Raw genomic sequence first — 15218 nt, 5'->3', positions numbered from 1 at the left:
CGCGAAAGCGCCAAGTGTGCCAGTGTGGCGCAACGGTAGCGCAACTGATTTGTAATCAGTGGGTTGCAGGTTCGATTCCTGTCACTGGCTCCATGAGAGTTTCGGGCTCTGTTCCCTTGTGGGACAGGGCCCGTTTCTATTTATGTCGATAAGTCAGCGTGTTTGGCGCCAACCAAGCTTCAGGTTTGTCTCGATCCGTAACACGAGTGGGCTGAAGACCCTCCTTATAGTTACAGATCGAAACATTGCCAAGGGAAGGCCGATAACATCTCGATCCGTAACACGAAGAGGCTGAAAACCGTTCTTACTGTTACAGAATGAGACGTAAGCGGGGGTTTCTGCGAAACATCTCGATCTGTAACAGATAGGGGAGGAATAACCCTCTTACTGTTACAGGTCGAGACATAGGCCGGGGCGAGGTTGGTCATCGTCATCGAGCGTGGATTATCGGACACACGAGCGTGGAAAATCTTCCGCCTAGTGAATGAGCGTGGATAATCTGCCACTTTGGATTCGATGGCACGGCAAAGTGGGAGATTATCCACGCTCGATTTCAAACGGAAGAAAATCCACGCTCGATTTTGCCTGGGAAGAGCAATCTTCTGTCTGGGCAGCCCCGATCTCGACCTATATATAGGTGCAAATAAGCTGGTATCGAAGTTCGATACTGAAGGTGTACTCCACTACAGCAAAGTGTTACCTTGGGAAACGTCACCTCAGTATCCAAAACCACTGTCCTTCATATCCAAACTCAATAAAACCGCAGGTCACGGCTATATAGATACGCCCGGCACCGTGTATCTATAGGTTTTCGTTGACAGCCCCCAAGGTTGCATCGTATTATCTTTTTCGTTCGCGGGGGCGGCGGTCCAAAAGACCAAAGGACCTGCGGATACTTGAACGATTGGGAGTTTGCCCGAGTGGTTAATGGGGACGGGCTGTAAACCCGTTGGCTCTGCCTACATAGGTTCGAATCCTATAGCTCCCACCCGTCAAGTGCCTGTATAGCTCAGTCGGTAGAGCACTTCGTTGGTAACGAAGAGGTCACCAGTTCAAGTCTGGTTGCAGGCTCCATCCGGCGGTGTAGCTCAGTTGGTTAGAGCACACGGTTCATACCCGTGGCGTCACTGGTTCGAATCCAGTCACCGCTACCATAGGTAACACGGTGGCTTCTCAATAGTATGTTGAGAGGCCACTATGGTATAAAGGCAAAGTCCCGTCCGGGGACGACCTGTTTAGAGGAGGGCTTTATGGCCAAAGAGAAGTTTGAGCGCACTAAGCCGCATGTTAACATCGGCACCATTGGTCACGTCGACCACGGCAAGACCACGCTGACCGCTGCCATCACCAAGGTTCTCTCCGAGACCGAGGGCTGCAAGGCTGACTTCACTGCGTTCGAGAACATCGACAAGGCTCCCGAGGAGCGCGAGCGCGGCATCACGATCTCCGTTTCCCACGTTGAGTACGAGACCGCTGCCCGTCACTACGCTCACGTTGACTGCCCGGGCCACGCTGACTACGTCAAGAACATGATCTCCGGTGCTGCTCAGATGGACGGCGCTATCCTGGTCATCGCCGCTACCGACGGCCCCATGGCTCAGACCCGCGAGCACATCCTGCTCGCCCGTCAGGTCGGCGTTCCCTACATCGTCGTCTTCCTGAACAAGTGCGACATGGTCGACGATGACGAGCTCATCGACCTCGTCGAGATGGAGACCCGTGAGCTCCTCTCCGAGTACGATTTCCCCGGCGACGACATCCCCGTCATCCGTGGTTCCGCTCTGGGCGCTCTCGAGGGCGACGCCAAGTGGATGGACGCTATCCGCGAGCTCATGAAGGCCGTCGACGAGTACATCCCGACGCCTGCTCGTAACAACGACCTCCCGTTCCTGATGGCCGTTGAGGACGTTATGACCATCTCCGGCCGTGGTACCGTTGCTACCGGCCGTGTCGAGCGCGGTGAGCTCAAGCTCAACGAGCCCGTCGAGATCGTCGGCATCAAGGATACCCAGAACACCGTCGTTACCGGTATCGAGATGTTCCGTAAGTCCATGGACTTCTGCGAGGCTGGCGACAACGTCGGTCTGCTGCTCCGCGGCATCAAGCGCGAGGACATCGAGCGCGGCCAGGTTCTCTGCAAGCCCGGTTCGGTTACCCCGCACACCAAGTTCACCGGCGAGATCTACGTTCTGACCAAGGAGGAGGGCGGCCGTCACACCCCGTTCTTCGATGGTTATCGTCCTCAGTTCTACTTCCGTACCACCGACGTTACCGGTACGGTCAAGCTCCCCGAGGGCACCGAGATGGCTATGCCTGGTGACCACATCACCATCGAGGGCGACCTCATCCACCCGATCGCCATGGAGGAGGGCCTGCGCTTCGCTATCCGCGAGGGTGGCCACACCGTCGGTTCGGGCATCGTCTCCACGATCATTGAGTAAATTAGCTCTTTGATATAGCTGACTTAGAGAACCCGGCACTTATATGGGTGCCGGGTTCTTTTCTGCAATGGATATTGAGCCGTTGCTGGTGTCGAGAGGATCGATAATGGTCCTGGATGCACCGTCGATTAGCTCTCGATGGCTTCATTGATGTGTTCCAAATATGAATGGATCCACCGAGAACCAATTGACTCGAGGTTTTCATTGACAGCACTTACGTGGAGCTGATAAAGTAACAACTCGTGCCCGTACGGGGCGGAAATGAAAGGTTCAGGATACATGCGTACTCTAGTTACTCTTGCGTGCACTGAGTGCAAGCGCCGCAACTATACGACCACCAAGAACAAGTCGACCATGCCTGATCGTATGGAGATCAAGAAGTATTGCCCCTGGTGCCGTCACCACACGCTGCACAAAGAGACTCGCTAGTCTCTAGTCACATACGCCAGTAGTTCAATTGGTAGAGCATCGGTCTCCAAAACCGAGTGTTGAGGGTTCGAGTCCTTCCTGGCGTGCCAGTCATTATTCCGTAAGCTCCCAATTGGGGGCTTACGGTTTACTCATGTATAAGCGCATTGCGCGGAGGTAACCCAAATGGCCAACAAGAAGAACAAGAAGAAGGCTCAGCAGCCGGCACCTGCCAACAGCGCTGCCGCCAACTCCAAGGTTGAGGCCAAGAAGGCCGTTGCCAAGAAGAACGAGAAGGCTGCGAAGTCCAAGAAGAACGAGAAGCCTGGTTTCTTCGCCCGCACCAAGAAGTATTTCGCTTCGGTCAAGTCCGAGATGAAGCGTGTCACGTGGCCCGATAAGAAGGAGCTCGTGAACTACTCGGTCGTCGTTTGCGCTTCTCTGATCGTCGTCGGCGTCGTCATCGCTCTGCTCGATGCTGGCTTTGGCGAGGCTCTTGCTCTGTTCTCTGGATTGAGGGGCTAAACCATGTCTAAGCGTTGGTACGTCGTTCACACTTACTCTGGATACGAGAACCGCGTTAAGTCCGATCTCGAGCATCGCATCGAGACTATGGGCATGCAAGACCGTATCTTTGATATCGAGATTCCTATGGAGCGTGTCACCGAGATTAAAGAGGGTGGCAAGCGTGAGACCAAGGATTCCAAGATTTTCCCGGGTTATGTCCTGGTCCGCATGGAGATGGATGACGATGCTTGGACGTGTGTTCGTAACACGCCTGGCGTCACCGGTTTCCTGGGCGGCAATGGCAAGCCCGCTCCGCTTTCCCGCGACGAGTACAATAAGATGACTCGTCGTCCCGGTAAGGGCGATTCGCCCAAGCGTACGTCGGTTGATATTGAGGTCGGTACGTCCGTCCGCGTCACCGATGGCCCGCTTACCGACTTTGATGGCAAGGTCTCCGAGGTTAACACCGAGGCTGGCAAGCTCAAGGTCACGCTGATGATCTTTGGACGCGAGACGCCGGTCGAGCTCGACTTTAACCAGGTCGCTGTCATCGCTTAAGTTTTCGTCCGTTCGCGCGAGCGTGCTTCTTCTGTGACTGCTCATCTCAGGAGTGCTTCTAACACGTGCGTGCTTACGATATAGCAAGTACTTCACACTCGTGATTCGAAAGGAATGACCATGGCTGAGAAGAAGGTTGCCAACGTCATTAAGCTCCAGATTCCTGCTGGTGCAGCTAACCCCGCTCCTCCCGTCGGCCCCGCCCTGGGCGCAGCTGGCGTGAACATCATGCAGTTCTGCCAGGCCTTTAACGCCGAGACGCAGGACAAGAAGGGCGACATCATCCCCGTTGAGATCACTGTCTTCGAGGATAAGTCCTTCTCCTTCATCACCAAGACCCCGCCGGCGGCTCACCTCATCAAGAAGGAGCTGAACCTTAAGTCTGGTTCCGCTAAGCCCCAGGCCGACAAGGTTGGTCAGCTCTCCCAGGAGCAGCTAACCAAGATCGCCGAGATCAAGATGCCGGACCTCAATGCCAACGACATTGACGCCGCCAAGAAGATCATCGCCGGTACCGCCCGTTCCATGGGCGTCACCATCGCTGAGTAGCGATTTCTTATGGTAACGACGGGTGCTCCGACCGGGGCGCCCGTTAAATGTGTGCAATAGGGCACACGATACGATGTGGGAGGGCTCACGCCCGTTTAACCACAGGAGGTAATGCACATGGCTAAGCATGGTAAGAGCTATAACGCCGCTGCCGAGAAGATCGACCGCGCCACGCTCTACACCCCCCTTCAGGCTGCCAAGCTCATCAAGGAGCTCGACACCGCCAAGTTCGACGAGACCGTCGAGGCCCACTTCCGTCTGGGCATCGATACTCGTAAGGCTGACCAGAACATCCGTGGTTCCATCTCCCTGCCCCACGGCACCGGCAAGACCGTTCGTGTTGCCGTCTTCGCCGAGGGCGAGAAGGCCCGCGAGGCTGAGGCTGCCGGCGCCGACATCATCGGTTCCGACGAGCTCGTCGCCCAGATCCAGAAGGGCGAGATTAACTTCGACGCCGCTATCGCTACGCCGAACATGATGGCCAAGGTTGGCCGCATCGGTAAGATCCTTGGTCCCCGTGGTCTCATGCCGAACCCCAAGCTCGGCACCGTGACCATGGACGTCGCCAAGATGGTCTCCGAGCTCAAGGCTGGCCGCGTTGAGTACCGCGCCGACCGCTACGGCATCTGCCACGTGCCCCTGGGCAAGAAGTCCTTCTCTGAGCAGCAGCTCGTCGAGAACTACGCTGCCCTGTACACCGAGATCCTGCGCGTCAAGCCCTCTTCTGCTAAGGGCAAGTACGTCAAGTCCATCTCCGTGTCTTCCACCATGGGCCCTGGCGTCAAGGTCGATCCCGCTGTCCAGCGTGACTTCCTGGCTGAGTAACTGCTAGTTACTGCCTGAGCAAAGCAAGCATTGCTAAAGAAACCCGGTTCCGCCTCGTGTGGGACCGGGTTTCTTGCTATCGCGTGCCAAAACCACCTCAAAGGGGTCAGCGTCCCCTTTGAGGTGGTTACCAGGGTGTTCTGGCGGTTGAGGACTCTATGGCATCGTGGCGTTTGAGTTCGCGGCGCATGGTTTGCGAATTGAGCCAGGCTGCCTGCCAGCCACGGATGGGGTAGCGCGTCTGGTCGAGCTCAAACTGCGTATAGCCGCAGGCGTTGATGATCGTCGTTCCACACACATGCTGCCGCTCGCGCTGAAAATCGTAACCGTAGCTTTGGTGTACATGCCCATGCACCATGTAGTCGACCCCCCAGGACTCAAGTGCCGTGTTAAAGCACTTAAACCCTCGATGCGGCAGATCGTCCAGATCACCCATACCGGCGGCGGGTGCATGGGTAAGCAGAATGTCGCACCCGCCGACCATCCTAACCTTACGCGACAGCTTACGCATGCGCTTGGACATCTCGCGTTCGGTGTACATGTTGGCGCCGTCGCGATAACGCATGGACCCGCCAAGGCCCGCAATGCGAATCCCTCGGTACGTGTACACGCTGTCTTCCACGCAGATACATCCGCCCGGTGCATGACGTGCGTAGCGGTCATCGTGATTGCCGCGCACGTAGATGAGCGGTTTGTTGATGACCGTAACCAAAAACTCAAGATAGTCCGGGTCCAGATCGCCGGCGGACAAAATCAGGTCGACTCCCTCAAAGCGTTCCTTGCGAAAGCACTCCCAAAGGCATCGTTCTTCGGTATCGGCTATGGCAAGGATTTTCATAGGGCAGGGACTTTCGGCTCATCGTCGAGCTGCGGAATGGTGCCTACCACGTTGTCCGCCAGCCAATTCATCTCGACAATCTGCGTGCTCGGCAGCGGAGGGAAGCCTTCGATCTGTACCACGCCGTTCTGGCTGTGGAGCTCGCCGCCAAAGGGGTTGATGGAGCCCTCAACAATGCCGTTGCGGAGCAACTGCACGAGTTTGCGTGTCTGGTAGGGTAGGCCCGGAGCGTAACGGATGTCGATAACGCCGGAGCTCATGCCGTACCAGTAGTTGACGGCGCGCACTTGGTTGTCGTCGCTGGTCTCGTCCCACGTGCCGTGCAGAAGGCTGCGAACGATGAGCTCGTAGTAACGGCCCCAGTTCCATACGGGCATGGCGATGCCGGTGACTTTGCCGTCGACCAAGCGGTGAAGCCCGTAGGCCGTTGGGTCTTCGAGCGACTTTGACATGTCAGCGCCGGTCATGACGCTCACGCCTTCGCGGCACATGGCTTCGGCAAGACCACCGGCGGGCACATCGCCCCAGGTGAGGATGACCTGCGCGCGCGGGTCGAGCAGCGAGGCGCCAATCGCAAAGGCGTTGATCTCGCTGAGTGCGCCCGAGGCGAAGACCGACGCGTGGTAACCGATGCGGTGGTTGTCCGCCATGCTGGCCGCAAGGGCGCCCAGCAGAAACTTGGCCTCGTACATCTTGCCAAAGTACGAACGGACGCTTTGATGGGGAAGGCCGATAGAGCAGTTGAGGAACCGAACCCGGGGATACTCAACGGCAGCCCTGAGCGTGTATTCCATCAGGCGGTGCGAGGTCGAGAAGATGACGTTTGCTCCATGTTTGACAGCCGTTTCCACGGCGGCGTAGAACACATCCGGATCGTGACAGTCCTCGAACGCCTCGGTGCGCACGATACCGCCAAAGTGCTCATCGAGATACTGACGCCCTTGGTCGTGCAGGCTGTCCCAGCTCGACGTCGCACAGGGGAACTCATGGATAAAGGCGATGCGCAGGGGGTTGGCCGTCGAGTAGACGGTCTTGCCCATAAAGAAGTTGAGCACGCCAGCGGTGGACTTGGCGGGCGTTTCTTCCTCGTCGACGCTCGGTGCTTCGACAAGATCGACCTTGTCCTCGTCATTTTTGCCGGCAATGACCAGCTCGCGCCAAATCTTGCACAGGCGGTTTACGACGATATCCGTCGGCGTATCCAGCAGGCGGTCCTGGTTGTACACATTGAGGTACACGAGCATGGCGTCGGCAGGCGTAATGTCCAGGTGGTCGCCGCCTGCGCGAAGGTAGGCGCGCTTAAAGAGCAGGAAGGTGTGGCGCAGGTAGTCGACCTTTTTCTGCGGCCATTTTTCGATAAGGTTCTGACCGAGCATCTTCGCGAGCGTTTCGTAGCTTCCCTCACGCGAGAACTCGATCTCGTATAGGGGGCAGACGCGCCAAAACGCGCAGAACTCGCCGTACAGGCGGCTTTCGACGGAATCCCATGTGCCGGGGTAGAGACGGGTGACCTTGGCCGAAACCGTCGGGGCGTCTAGGAATTTGAGGACACTGACGCGTTTGTTGCCTTCCTGGACATAGAACCGATGCATGAACTCGGTGACGATGATGGGGTCGCGATAGCCCTCGGTTACCTGGATATCGTAGAGGTTGGACCACTTGCGGGCGAACTCGGTGCTAAACGGAAGCAGGGGCATAAAGTTACACGAAAAGGCGGACTGACGGCCCTTGGTGATCGTGCCGACGACCATTTCGAGCGGAATATCCCTTAGGCCGACATTCTCTCGCTGACCTAAGGGGAGCTGGGCAACCAGGCTATCGAGGTCCGTAAGGTATGGATGCTCGCTTTGGCTGATGGCGCGACGGCGTCCCTGCTCGCCGCGCTTGCGTGCTTGACGATAGGCCTCTTCCATGATGTTGCTCCCTTAGTCGTTTAAACAACTATATAAACCATGGTACCACGAATGAAAACCGCTACAAAGATGCCTGACCCCTTTACGGTGGTTTAGGCGATGATGGGGGCGATGGCGCGGATGCAGGCGTCGGCTGCCGTGAAAGTAGTGCTGTCGTCGCTGACGATAAAGATGATCTTTCCTTTGATGCCAAAGTCGCCGATTTCGCTAAAGAGTACGTAGGGCTCCTTGTCAAAGCCCGAGATGGGCGAGACGGCCGTTTTGGTTGCGCTCGTGAGCTCGTCTGCCAGCACGTCAAGGGAAGCCCACTTAGACGTGTCCTTTACGGCAACGGGCACGGCCACGCGCCCAAAGGGCATCAAATGCACGAGCGTGTTCTTGGAGATGTTGGAGTTGGGCACAATGATGGTCTGTCCACAGGCATCCTCAATCGTTGTATGGCGCCAAGTGATGTCTTGGACCACGCCGGATACGCCGCCGACCTCGATATTGTCGCCGGGTTTGATGATGCCCATAAAGGTCACTTGCATGCCGCCGATAAGGTTTGACAGCGTGTCCTGAAAGCCGAGCGAGATGGCGATGCCGCCGACGCCAAGAGCAGCGACGAGCGCGTTTGCGTTAATGCCAAAGCAGTTGTCGAGGATAAAGCTGCCGCCAATCATCCAGATGACGGCGCGCGCGATGTTGATGAAGATACTCGATGCCGGAAGCGGGTTATCGTCTCGGTTAAGCAGATGGTTCAGGGTCTTGGATACGACCTTGGCGGCGACGGCGGTGCCTATCGCCAAGATGACGGCCCAGATGATGTTGTGGACCCACCGTTGCTCAAAGAAATGAAGAATCGGCTCAAACAATTCCATGTAGGGAAAACCTCCTAATGATCGTTCAACCATGATACCCACCAAGAAGCCCGTCCGATCAAATTCGGACGGGCTTCTGTGCTCGATATAAGGTTTACGCGGCGGGGCTGCAAGGCCCGGCGGTGTAGCTTAGCGTCGACGCTTCCAGATAATGCCGAGGATGATGACGATGATGCCGCCGATAAGGCACGCGCCAACTACTGCCAGCGTGCGGTCTCCCGTTGCAGCGAGCTTACCGGTCGTCTTCTTGGTGATGACCTTCGTGGTCGTCGTGTCCGTCTTAGGTGAGGGCTTAGGCGTCGGGGCCGGTGTGGGCGTGGGGTCCACGGCAGCGGAGCCAAAGCTGATGGTGCCCGCGAGCGAGGCCATCTTGCTCTCCCAGCTGCTCTGCCCAATCAGCGCCCTCAGCGCCGCCTCACACGTGCCCCACTCGGTGCGCTTGGTGGCGTGTGCGAAGGTGGGGAAGTCGGTCGTGTTGGTAATGATGTAGTTGTTGGTGGCGACGGTATAGGTCTTGGTGGGATCGAGCGTGCTGCCGTCCTTGGTGAGTGTGGCACTCACAATGCGCTTGCCTTCGGGCTGCGTCCAATCAATCGTCACGTTGATGCCGCCAAAGGAGAGAACGCTGCCAGAGTCATCGCGCCACTTGTACTTGTCTTGCGCCTCCTGCTCGGTATGACCGGCTGCCACGTAGGCTTGCTGAAGCTCATAACTGTGATTGCACTCGTCGCTGATCTGCAGCGAGTGCTCGAGCGCTGCGAGGAAGTCCGCACCGGTCATGGTCCAGGTCTCCACGGTGTTGCCGTAGGGCGAGATGGCGGTCACGTTGCCGGCGGTCACGTTGCCCGCCGCGATGCCGCCGCGGATGCCGCCAGCGTTTTCGATAGCGAGGTCTGCGCCCGTCAAGGCAAGATAGGAGCCGCAAATCACGTGGCCGATGGTCTGGGCTTTGGTGGTGTCGTCCTCCTTGCTGGGGCGGAAATCGGTGGTGCGCACCATTTCCCAACCATGCGTGCCTGCGGCGTCCTCGCCGTAGAAATAGTTGGTGGTGGATGTGCCGAGCACCTTGTTCGATTCGTTTTCAAAGGCCTCGTCGAGCGGCTTGATCTTGTTGCGGACGTCTTCAAGGCGGCTTTGGTAGTCGGAGCCCTTGTCGGGGTCTGCCAAAAGGTCGTTGACGTTCTTGGCGGTGTAGAGCTTCTCGTCGCTGCCGTCTGCAGGGACCGTGACCGTGTCATCGTCGGTCGTCTCGGTGCCATTCGTGTCGTACTTGTACGGAATGGAAAGCAGCCCCACCTCGGCAAAGGCGCTGCCTGCCTCAACAACGTGGATCGTCTTGCCGTCGGCTCCCGTCACCTTCTCGTTAAGGTTGATGTGCTCGTGGCCTGCGATAAGGGCATCGACGCCACGGAGCCGCGTGGCAAAGGTCTTGGCGTTGAGTGTATGCGCGATACACACAACAACATCGCAGCCCTCCCTGCGCAGCTGCTCTGCCTCGGTATTGATGGCGTTCGCGGCACTCGAGAACGACGTACCCGCGACCAGGTCCGCGCGCAGCGAGGATTCCAGCGACTCATCCATGGCGCCCACGACGCCGACCTTGATTTTGTAGTCGAATGTGGAGTGATCTTCGCTATCCTCCCAGGTGCGATCGAGCGTCTTCGTGATGCTCGAGCTCCATACGCCGCTCGTAGACTTTGCGTTCGCGCAGAGCATGGCGAAGGGCGTGCCAGTGGTGCTGTAGCTGGTCATGGTGCGGAGTTTGTCCGCGCCGTAGCTCCAGTCGTGGTTACCTGGCGTGGTCGCGTCGTAGCCGTCGGCATAGAAGGTGTCCATGAGCTCGGCGATGCTCTTGCCCTCACTCATGGTGGCGAAGGACTGTCCGTGGAAGGTGTCGCCCGCATCGAGCAAAAGATCGGGGGCGTTGCCCTGGGCGCTATAGAGAACCGCCAGTCCGTCAAAGCCCACAGTGCCAGTGCCCTTGCTTTCGTTGTAGCTGTACTTGTAGCTGCCGTGGATGTCGTTGGTGTGCATGACGGCCACGGAGCCGTCAATAGCGGCGGGCAGGTTCCCCGCGAAAGCGAGGCTTGGGATGCCTGCGAGCGCGCCGGCAAACAACGCGGCGGCTAACGCAAGGCGGGGGAGTCTTTTCATGGCAGTTTCCTTAGTCCTTAGCCAGAATGTCTGGTTGAATATCGGATTATCGACATAATATGCGAAAACCGCCGCAAGGGCGTCTGTCCCTTTGCGGCGGTTTTGACGTTTGCGCAGATAAAACCTGCCAAAATAAACCTGTCCCTTTTTGGCAGGTTTTAGCTTAGCAGCATGCGGTCGTTGGCGAGCTCGCCGCCCGAGACCTCTTCAAACTTCTGCAGTAGGTCGGCGACGGTGAGCAACTTCTTCTCATCGCCCGCCACGTCGTAGATCACGTGGCCCTCGTGCATCATGATCAGGCGATTGCCCAGACGTATGGCGTCGTTCATGTTGTGCGTGACCATGAGCGTGGTCAGGTGGTTCTCGTCGACGATCTCCTCGGTCAGGTTGAGCACCTTCGATGCCGTCTTGGGGTCGAGGGCCGCCGTGTGCTCGTCGAGCAGCAGCAGGCGCGGCTTGGTGAGCGTGGCCATCAGCAGGGTGAGTGCCTGGCGCTGGCCGCCCGAGAGCAGGCCGACCTTAGCGTTGAGACGTGTATCCAGGCCAAGGTCCAGGCGCTTGAGCAGCTCAACGTACTCATCCTTCTCGGCCTTGGTGACACCCCATGAAAGGCCGCGATGCTGGCCACGGCGCTTGGCGAGGGCCAGGTTCTCGGCGATCTGCATGTCGGCTGCGGTGCCGCGCATGGGGTCCTGGAACACACGGCCCAGGTACTTGGCGCGCTGCGACTCGCTCAGACGCGAGATGTCGGTGCCGTCGAGCTCGATAATACCCGAATCGAGCGGATACACGCCGGCGATCATGTTGAGCAGCGTGGACTTGCCGGCGCCGTTGCCGCCAATCACGGTTACAAAGTCGCCGTCGTTAAGGGTGAGGTCGACGCCGGTGAGCGCGCGCTTCTCGGTGACAGTGCCCTTGTTAAAGGTCTTTTTGACGTGCGAGAGCTTAAGCATCTGCCTCATCCCCCTTCGTGTAGGAGCTGCGGAGCTTATAGCGCTCCCAAACCACGGGCACGCACAGGGCCACGGCGACAATCACGGCGGAGAGCAACTTCATGTCGTTGGCGTCCATGCCCAACTGCAGCACGATGGCGCGGATAAGGAAGTACACCACGGAGCCAAAGACGGCGGAGGCAAGACGGACGCTAAACTGCGTGAGGCCGCCGGGCAGCAGACGGCCGAGCACCTCACCGATAACAATGGCGGCAAGACCGATAACGATGGCGCCGGTGCCCATACCAATGTCGGCATACTTTTGGCTCTGGCAGATGAGCGCGCCCGAAAGGCCGATGAGGGCGTTGGAGAGCACGAGAGCGATCATCTTGGTGGAGTTGGTGTTGACGCCCAGAGCGCGGATCATGTACTCGTTGTTGCCGGTGGCGCGCAGCGCCGAGCCGATTTCGGTGCCAAAGAACCAATACAGGATGGCAACGATAGCCACGGCGAGCAGGATGCCCAAGATGATGGCAACGGTGGACTGCGGCAGACCGGTCATATTGCTGACGGCCGAGAACACGGTGCCCTTGGCAAGAATGGGCGTATTGGACTTGCCCATGATGCGCAGGTTGATGGACCACAGGCTGATCTGGGTGAGGATTCCGGCGAGGATCGCGGGAATCTCGAAGACGGTGGTCAAAATGCCCGTGACGGCGCCCGCGATGGCGCCGGCGCACATGCCGGCCAGCACGGCGAGCAGCGGGTCGACGTTGTTATTGACGATGAGCACAGCGCAGACGCAGCCGCCGAGGGCAAAGCTGCCGTCGCAGGTCATATCGGGAATGTCGAGCAGGCGGAACGTGATAAACACGCCAAGCACCATAATGCCCCAGAGGACGCCCTGCGAAACGGCGCCCTGCAATGCAATGAGCATGCTTCATACCTCCTAGGATAGGGTGGACACGTGATTCACCATAATAGCGGTAACAATGCATAGAAGAGTTACGGACAGACGTTTTGTTTTACCTGAAACAAGCAGGGCGGACGCCGGTCTACAGCGCCCGCCCCTGTGGCTCAGATATTGAATAACGCGGCTAAAGCGCGAGCACGGGCTCTAGACGCATGCCGCGTATGGCATTACGCGTCCAGGGCGGAAAGGTCGATGCCCAGGGCCTCGGCCATTTCGTCGTTCTTGACGACGACCAGGTCCTTGCTCGAGAGGTGCTTGATCGGCATATCCTCGGGCTTGGCCTCGCCCTTCAGGATCTTAACGGCCATCTCGCCCGCGGCGTAGCCCAGGTCCTCATAGTTGATGGAGAGGGTGAACAGGCCGCCGGCCATGCACATACCCTCCTCGCCAGTCACGAAGGGAAGCTTGTTTTCCTTGCAGATCTGGCCGACCTGCGAGGCACCCGCGGCGATGGTGTTGTCGGTGGGGGAGTACAGCGCGTCGACCTTGCCCACGGCAGACTCGACGACGGACTGAATCTCGTTGGAGCTCGAGACGGTGAAGTCAGTGTACTCGAGGCCCAGCTTGTCGAGCTCCTTCTTGGCGGCCTTGATCTGGACGTCGGAGTTGGACTCGGCGGTGCAGTAGAGCAGGCCGACCTTTTTAACGTCGGGCAGGACCTTCTGCATCATCTCGAGCTGCTCGGCGACCGGGGTGAGGTCGGAAGCGCCCGTGACGTTGGTGCCGGGCTTGTCGTTGTCCTGGACCAGGCCGGAGGCGGCGTAGTCGGTGATGGCGCAGCCCACGATGGGGATATCGGCCGTGGCGCCGGCGGCAGCCTGCGCGGCGGGCGTGGCGATGGCATAAATCAGGTTGACGTTGTCGCCCACAAACTTGTCGGCAATGGACTTACACGTGGACTGGTCGTTCTGGGCGTTCTTCTGGTCGATCTTGACCTTAAGGCCGCTCTCCTTGATGGCCTTGACAAAGCCGTCGTTGGCGGCATCGAGTGCGGAATGCTCGGTGAGTTGCAGAACGCCGATGGTGTAGTCGGAACCGGCGGCAGCAGAGCCGGAACCAGAGTTGCCGCCGCATCCGGCGAGCGGGGCGAGCGCGAGCAGGCCGGCGGAGACCAGAAGGCTCCTGCGACTGATGGTGATGTCCTTCATATCATTACCCCCAGTATAAAAATGGCTGGAAACACTGCACTGGGACAAAGTGCAAGTGGAACTTATAGTAGCGCTGATGTCCATTTTTACAACAGCCTGGCGGGTTTTTTAATACAGAATCGGATGGGCGGTACGGGTAGTCGAATGGGCGGCGGAGGGTCTTATGCGGCGGAGGAGGCGTCGTCCTCCTCGTCGAGGGCGGCGAAGAGCTTCTTGCCGTCGAGGAGACGTGTGGTGACGTTTCTCATGCGGCCAATCTCTACGGTGCGCAGCGTGTCATCGGCACCTCGGGCGTCATAGACCGTTCCCAGCAAATACGAGATGCCATCGCGCTGCCTGATGGCAAAGGGGCGGAGTGTCATCCGTGCTACTTCGGTTTCGCCACGTGCCGTGACGCTCGAAATATCAAAACTCACCGTGGTTCCGTGGTCGATGGCCTGCTCGACGAGCTCGCACGTGTCGATGCGCTTGATGGGCGTGCGTGTTGCCTTGGTAGCCTTGCTGCCTGCGCTCGGAACGGGTTCGGGTGTATCGAGGTAGCCGCGAACGTCGGCACTCGCCATGGCAACTAAGTGCTGCGCCATGCTCTTGCGGATAGCGATAGGCGTGGAGCGGTTGCGCATGACCATACCGTGGAGCCGGATGATCTCTTCATCGGTGAGCGGACGGGTAAGAAGTTTGTAGCCCACGCCGCGTTTGTACTCAATTTCGTATCCGGCATGGCGAAGCGCGGAGATGGCGGTGTAGATGCTGCGCCGCGCCGCCGAGATGGGCATGCGGGCGGGGTCGTCGGGATGGGCGAGGCGCCGGATCAACTCATCGGAAAGCATGGCCTTGTCCTCGCCGGTGTTTTCGCTCAAGAGCTGCAGGATGCGAACGGCGCGATAGGCTGCCATCGAGGCGGCGCCTCTCGTCGTGGTGTCGTAGGTTTCAACAGCGGCTTCGGTCATGGTGCCCACGTCCTTTCCGTTTTGGGTGGCGACGGTATGGAGCCTAGGACGTGGGGCTTTCCCAGGGGCGCAGGGCGCTCTGGGCGGTCGGTAGTCGTCGGCAAACGGCGGGTCGAGTTTTCAACAGCCCTGCTCAACTGTCCAAAAACTTGCCAAAAGCTT

The 15218-nt window shown here is 58.5% G+C and carries 14 protein-coding genes and 5 tRNA genes; 11 read left to right on the top strand and 8 right to left on the bottom strand.

The genetic code is table 11. From position 1 onward, the window contains the following. The first annotated feature begins 18 nt into the window (after nucleotides 1-18). The 11 genes from ABHU32_RS07080 to rplA all read left to right on the top strand — a co-directional run bounded on the left by ABHU32_RS07080 (nucleotide 19) and on the right by rplA (nucleotide 5288). Nucleotides 19-93: transfer RNA gene (locus tag ABHU32_RS07080), tRNA-Thr, on the top strand. An 813-nt stretch (nucleotides 94-906) separates the two neighbouring features. Further along, nucleotides 907-988, top strand: a tRNA-Tyr gene (locus ABHU32_RS07075). 10 nt (nucleotides 989-998) lie between these two features. Continuing rightward, nucleotides 999-1074, top strand: a tRNA-Thr gene (locus ABHU32_RS07070). A gap of 3 nt (nucleotides 1075-1077) precedes the next feature. Continuing rightward, nucleotides 1078-1154 (top strand) — tRNA-Met (locus ABHU32_RS07065). A 96-nt stretch (nucleotides 1155-1250) separates the two neighbouring features. Beyond that, nucleotides 1251-2441: an elongation factor Tu gene (gene tuf, locus ABHU32_RS07060; protein WP_035137538.1), complete on the top strand. Its 1191-nt coding sequence runs from the start codon at nucleotides 1251-1253 to the stop codon at nucleotides 2439-2441. 279 nt (nucleotides 2442-2720) lie between these two features. After that, nucleotides 2721-2870: a 50S ribosomal protein L33 gene (rpmG, locus tag ABHU32_RS07055; protein ID WP_022093895.1), complete on the top strand. Its 150-nt coding sequence runs from the start codon at nucleotides 2721-2723 to the stop codon at nucleotides 2868-2870. 13 nt (nucleotides 2871-2883) lie between these two features. Beyond that, a tRNA-Trp gene (locus ABHU32_RS07050) sits at nucleotides 2884-2959 on the top strand. Nucleotides 2960-3035: 76 nt separating this feature from the next. Continuing rightward, nucleotides 3036-3374: a preprotein translocase subunit SecE gene (gene secE, locus ABHU32_RS07045; RefSeq protein WP_152067403.1), complete on the top strand. Its 339-nt coding sequence runs from the start codon at nucleotides 3036-3038 to the stop codon at nucleotides 3372-3374. 3 nt (nucleotides 3375-3377) lie between these two features. Further along, the gene (gene nusG, locus ABHU32_RS07040) at nucleotides 3378-3914 is read left to right on the top strand and encodes a transcription termination/antitermination protein NusG (protein WP_099432095.1); all 537 of its coding nucleotides are present in this window, start codon (nucleotides 3378-3380) and stop codon (nucleotides 3912-3914) included. 120 nt (nucleotides 3915-4034) lie between these two features. Beyond that, on the top strand, nucleotides 4035-4463 hold the full coding sequence (rplK, locus tag ABHU32_RS07035; protein WP_152067404.1) for a 50S ribosomal protein L11: 429 nt from the start codon (nucleotides 4035-4037) through the stop codon (nucleotides 4461-4463). A gap of 117 nt (nucleotides 4464-4580) precedes the next feature. Further along, nucleotides 4581-5288 (top strand): 50S ribosomal protein L1, encoded by a 708-nt coding sequence (rplA, locus tag ABHU32_RS07030; RefSeq protein WP_022093892.1) that lies wholly within the window; start codon nucleotides 4581-4583, stop codon nucleotides 5286-5288. 127 nt (nucleotides 5289-5415) lie between these two features. Here rplA and ABHU32_RS07025 read toward each other — a convergent pair whose 3' ends face one another. From ABHU32_RS07025 to ABHU32_RS06990, 8 genes are all read right to left on the bottom strand, one after another. Further along, nucleotides 5416-6126 carry a metallophosphoesterase family protein gene (locus ABHU32_RS07025; protein WP_346979496.1) on the bottom strand — a complete coding sequence of 237 codons (711 nt, stop codon included), beginning with the start codon at nucleotides 6124-6126 and terminating at the stop codon, nucleotides 5416-5418. Further along, on the bottom strand, nucleotides 6123-8039 hold the full coding sequence (locus ABHU32_RS07020) for a BMP family ABC transporter substrate-binding protein (protein ID WP_346979495.1): 1917 nt from the start codon (nucleotides 8037-8039) through the stop codon (nucleotides 6123-6125). Before ABHU32_RS07020 ends, ABHU32_RS07025 begins: the two co-directional genes overlap by 4 nt. A gap of 92 nt (nucleotides 8040-8131) precedes the next feature. Then, nucleotides 8132-8899 (bottom strand): mechanosensitive ion channel family protein, encoded by a 768-nt coding sequence (locus tag ABHU32_RS07015; protein ID WP_195239368.1) that lies wholly within the window; start codon nucleotides 8897-8899, stop codon nucleotides 8132-8134. A gap of 129 nt (nucleotides 8900-9028) precedes the next feature. Continuing rightward, a complete protein-coding gene (locus tag ABHU32_RS07010) occupies nucleotides 9029-11053 on the bottom strand; it encodes a bifunctional metallophosphatase/5'-nucleotidase (RefSeq protein ID WP_346979494.1) in 2025 nt (674 codons plus the stop codon). Between the two features lie 158 nt (nucleotides 11054-11211). Further along, nucleotides 11212-12006, bottom strand: coding sequence for an ABC transporter ATP-binding protein (locus ABHU32_RS07005; protein ID WP_346979507.1), 795 nt, complete (start codon nucleotides 12004-12006; stop codon nucleotides 11212-11214). Further along, the gene (locus ABHU32_RS07000; RefSeq protein ID WP_006234992.1) at nucleotides 11999-12922 is read right to left on the bottom strand and encodes an ABC transporter permease; all 924 of its coding nucleotides are present in this window, start codon (nucleotides 12920-12922) and stop codon (nucleotides 11999-12001) included. Before ABHU32_RS07000 ends, ABHU32_RS07005 begins: the two co-directional genes overlap by 8 nt. 203 nt (nucleotides 12923-13125) lie before the next feature. Then, nucleotides 13126-14106, bottom strand: coding sequence for an ABC transporter substrate-binding protein (locus ABHU32_RS06995; RefSeq protein ID WP_022093885.1), 981 nt, complete (start codon nucleotides 14104-14106; stop codon nucleotides 13126-13128). A gap of 161 nt (nucleotides 14107-14267) precedes the next feature. Further along, complete coding sequence (locus tag ABHU32_RS06990) at nucleotides 14268-15056, bottom strand: hypothetical protein (RefSeq protein WP_346979493.1); 789 nt, start codon at nucleotides 15054-15056, stop codon at nucleotides 14268-14270. Nucleotides 15057-15218: the final 162 nt, after the last annotated feature.

Source organism: Collinsella aerofaciens (assembly GCF_039758965.1).
Classification (GTDB): domain Bacteria; phylum Actinomycetota; class Coriobacteriia; order Coriobacteriales; family Coriobacteriaceae; genus Collinsella; species Collinsella aerofaciens_BR.
This window is presented reverse-complemented; position numbering and strand designations above follow the sequence as displayed.

Bases quoted from the DNA above. Each gene is read 5' to 3' on its own strand.
- tuf (WP_035137538.1), top strand. From the start codon at position 1,251: ATGGCCAAAGAGAAGTTTGAGCGCACTAAGCCGCATGTTAACATCGGC.
- rpmG (WP_022093895.1), top strand. From the start codon at position 2,721: ATGCGTACTCTAGTTACTCTTGCGTGCACTGAGTGCAAGCGCCGCAAC.
- secE (WP_152067403.1), top strand. From the start codon at position 3,036: ATGGCCAACAAGAAGAACAAGAAGAAGGCTCAGCAGCCGGCACCTGCC.
- nusG (WP_099432095.1), top strand. From the start codon at position 3,378: ATGTCTAAGCGTTGGTACGTCGTTCACACTTACTCTGGATACGAGAAC.
- rplK (WP_152067404.1), top strand. From the start codon at position 4,035: ATGGCTGAGAAGAAGGTTGCCAACGTCATTAAGCTCCAGATTCCTGCT.
- rplA (WP_022093892.1), top strand. From the start codon at position 4,581: ATGGCTAAGCATGGTAAGAGCTATAACGCCGCTGCCGAGAAGATCGAC.
- ABHU32_RS07025 (WP_346979496.1), bottom strand. From the start codon at position 6,126: ATGAAAATCCTTGCCATAGCCGATACCGAAGAACGATGCCTTTGGGAG.
- ABHU32_RS07020 (WP_346979495.1), bottom strand. From the start codon at position 8,039: ATGGAAGAGGCCTATCGTCAAGCACGCAAGCGCGGCGAGCAGGGACGC.
- ABHU32_RS07015 (WP_195239368.1), bottom strand. From the start codon at position 8,899: ATGGAATTGTTTGAGCCGATTCTTCATTTCTTTGAGCAACGGTGGGTC.
- ABHU32_RS07010 (WP_346979494.1), bottom strand. From the start codon at position 11,053: ATGAAAAGACTCCCCCGCCTTGCGTTAGCCGCCGCGTTGTTTGCCGGC.
- ABHU32_RS07005 (WP_346979507.1), bottom strand. From the start codon at position 12,006: ATGCTTAAGCTCTCGCACGTCAAAAAGACCTTTAACAAGGGCACTGTC.
- ABHU32_RS07000 (WP_006234992.1), bottom strand. From the start codon at position 12,922: ATGCTCATTGCATTGCAGGGCGCCGTTTCGCAGGGCGTCCTCTGGGGC.
- ABHU32_RS06995 (WP_022093885.1), bottom strand. From the start codon at position 14,106: ATGAAGGACATCACCATCAGTCGCAGGAGCCTTCTGGTCTCCGCCGGC.
- ABHU32_RS06990 (WP_346979493.1), bottom strand. From the start codon at position 15,056: ATGACCGAAGCCGCTGTTGAAACCTACGACACCACGACGAGAGGCGCC.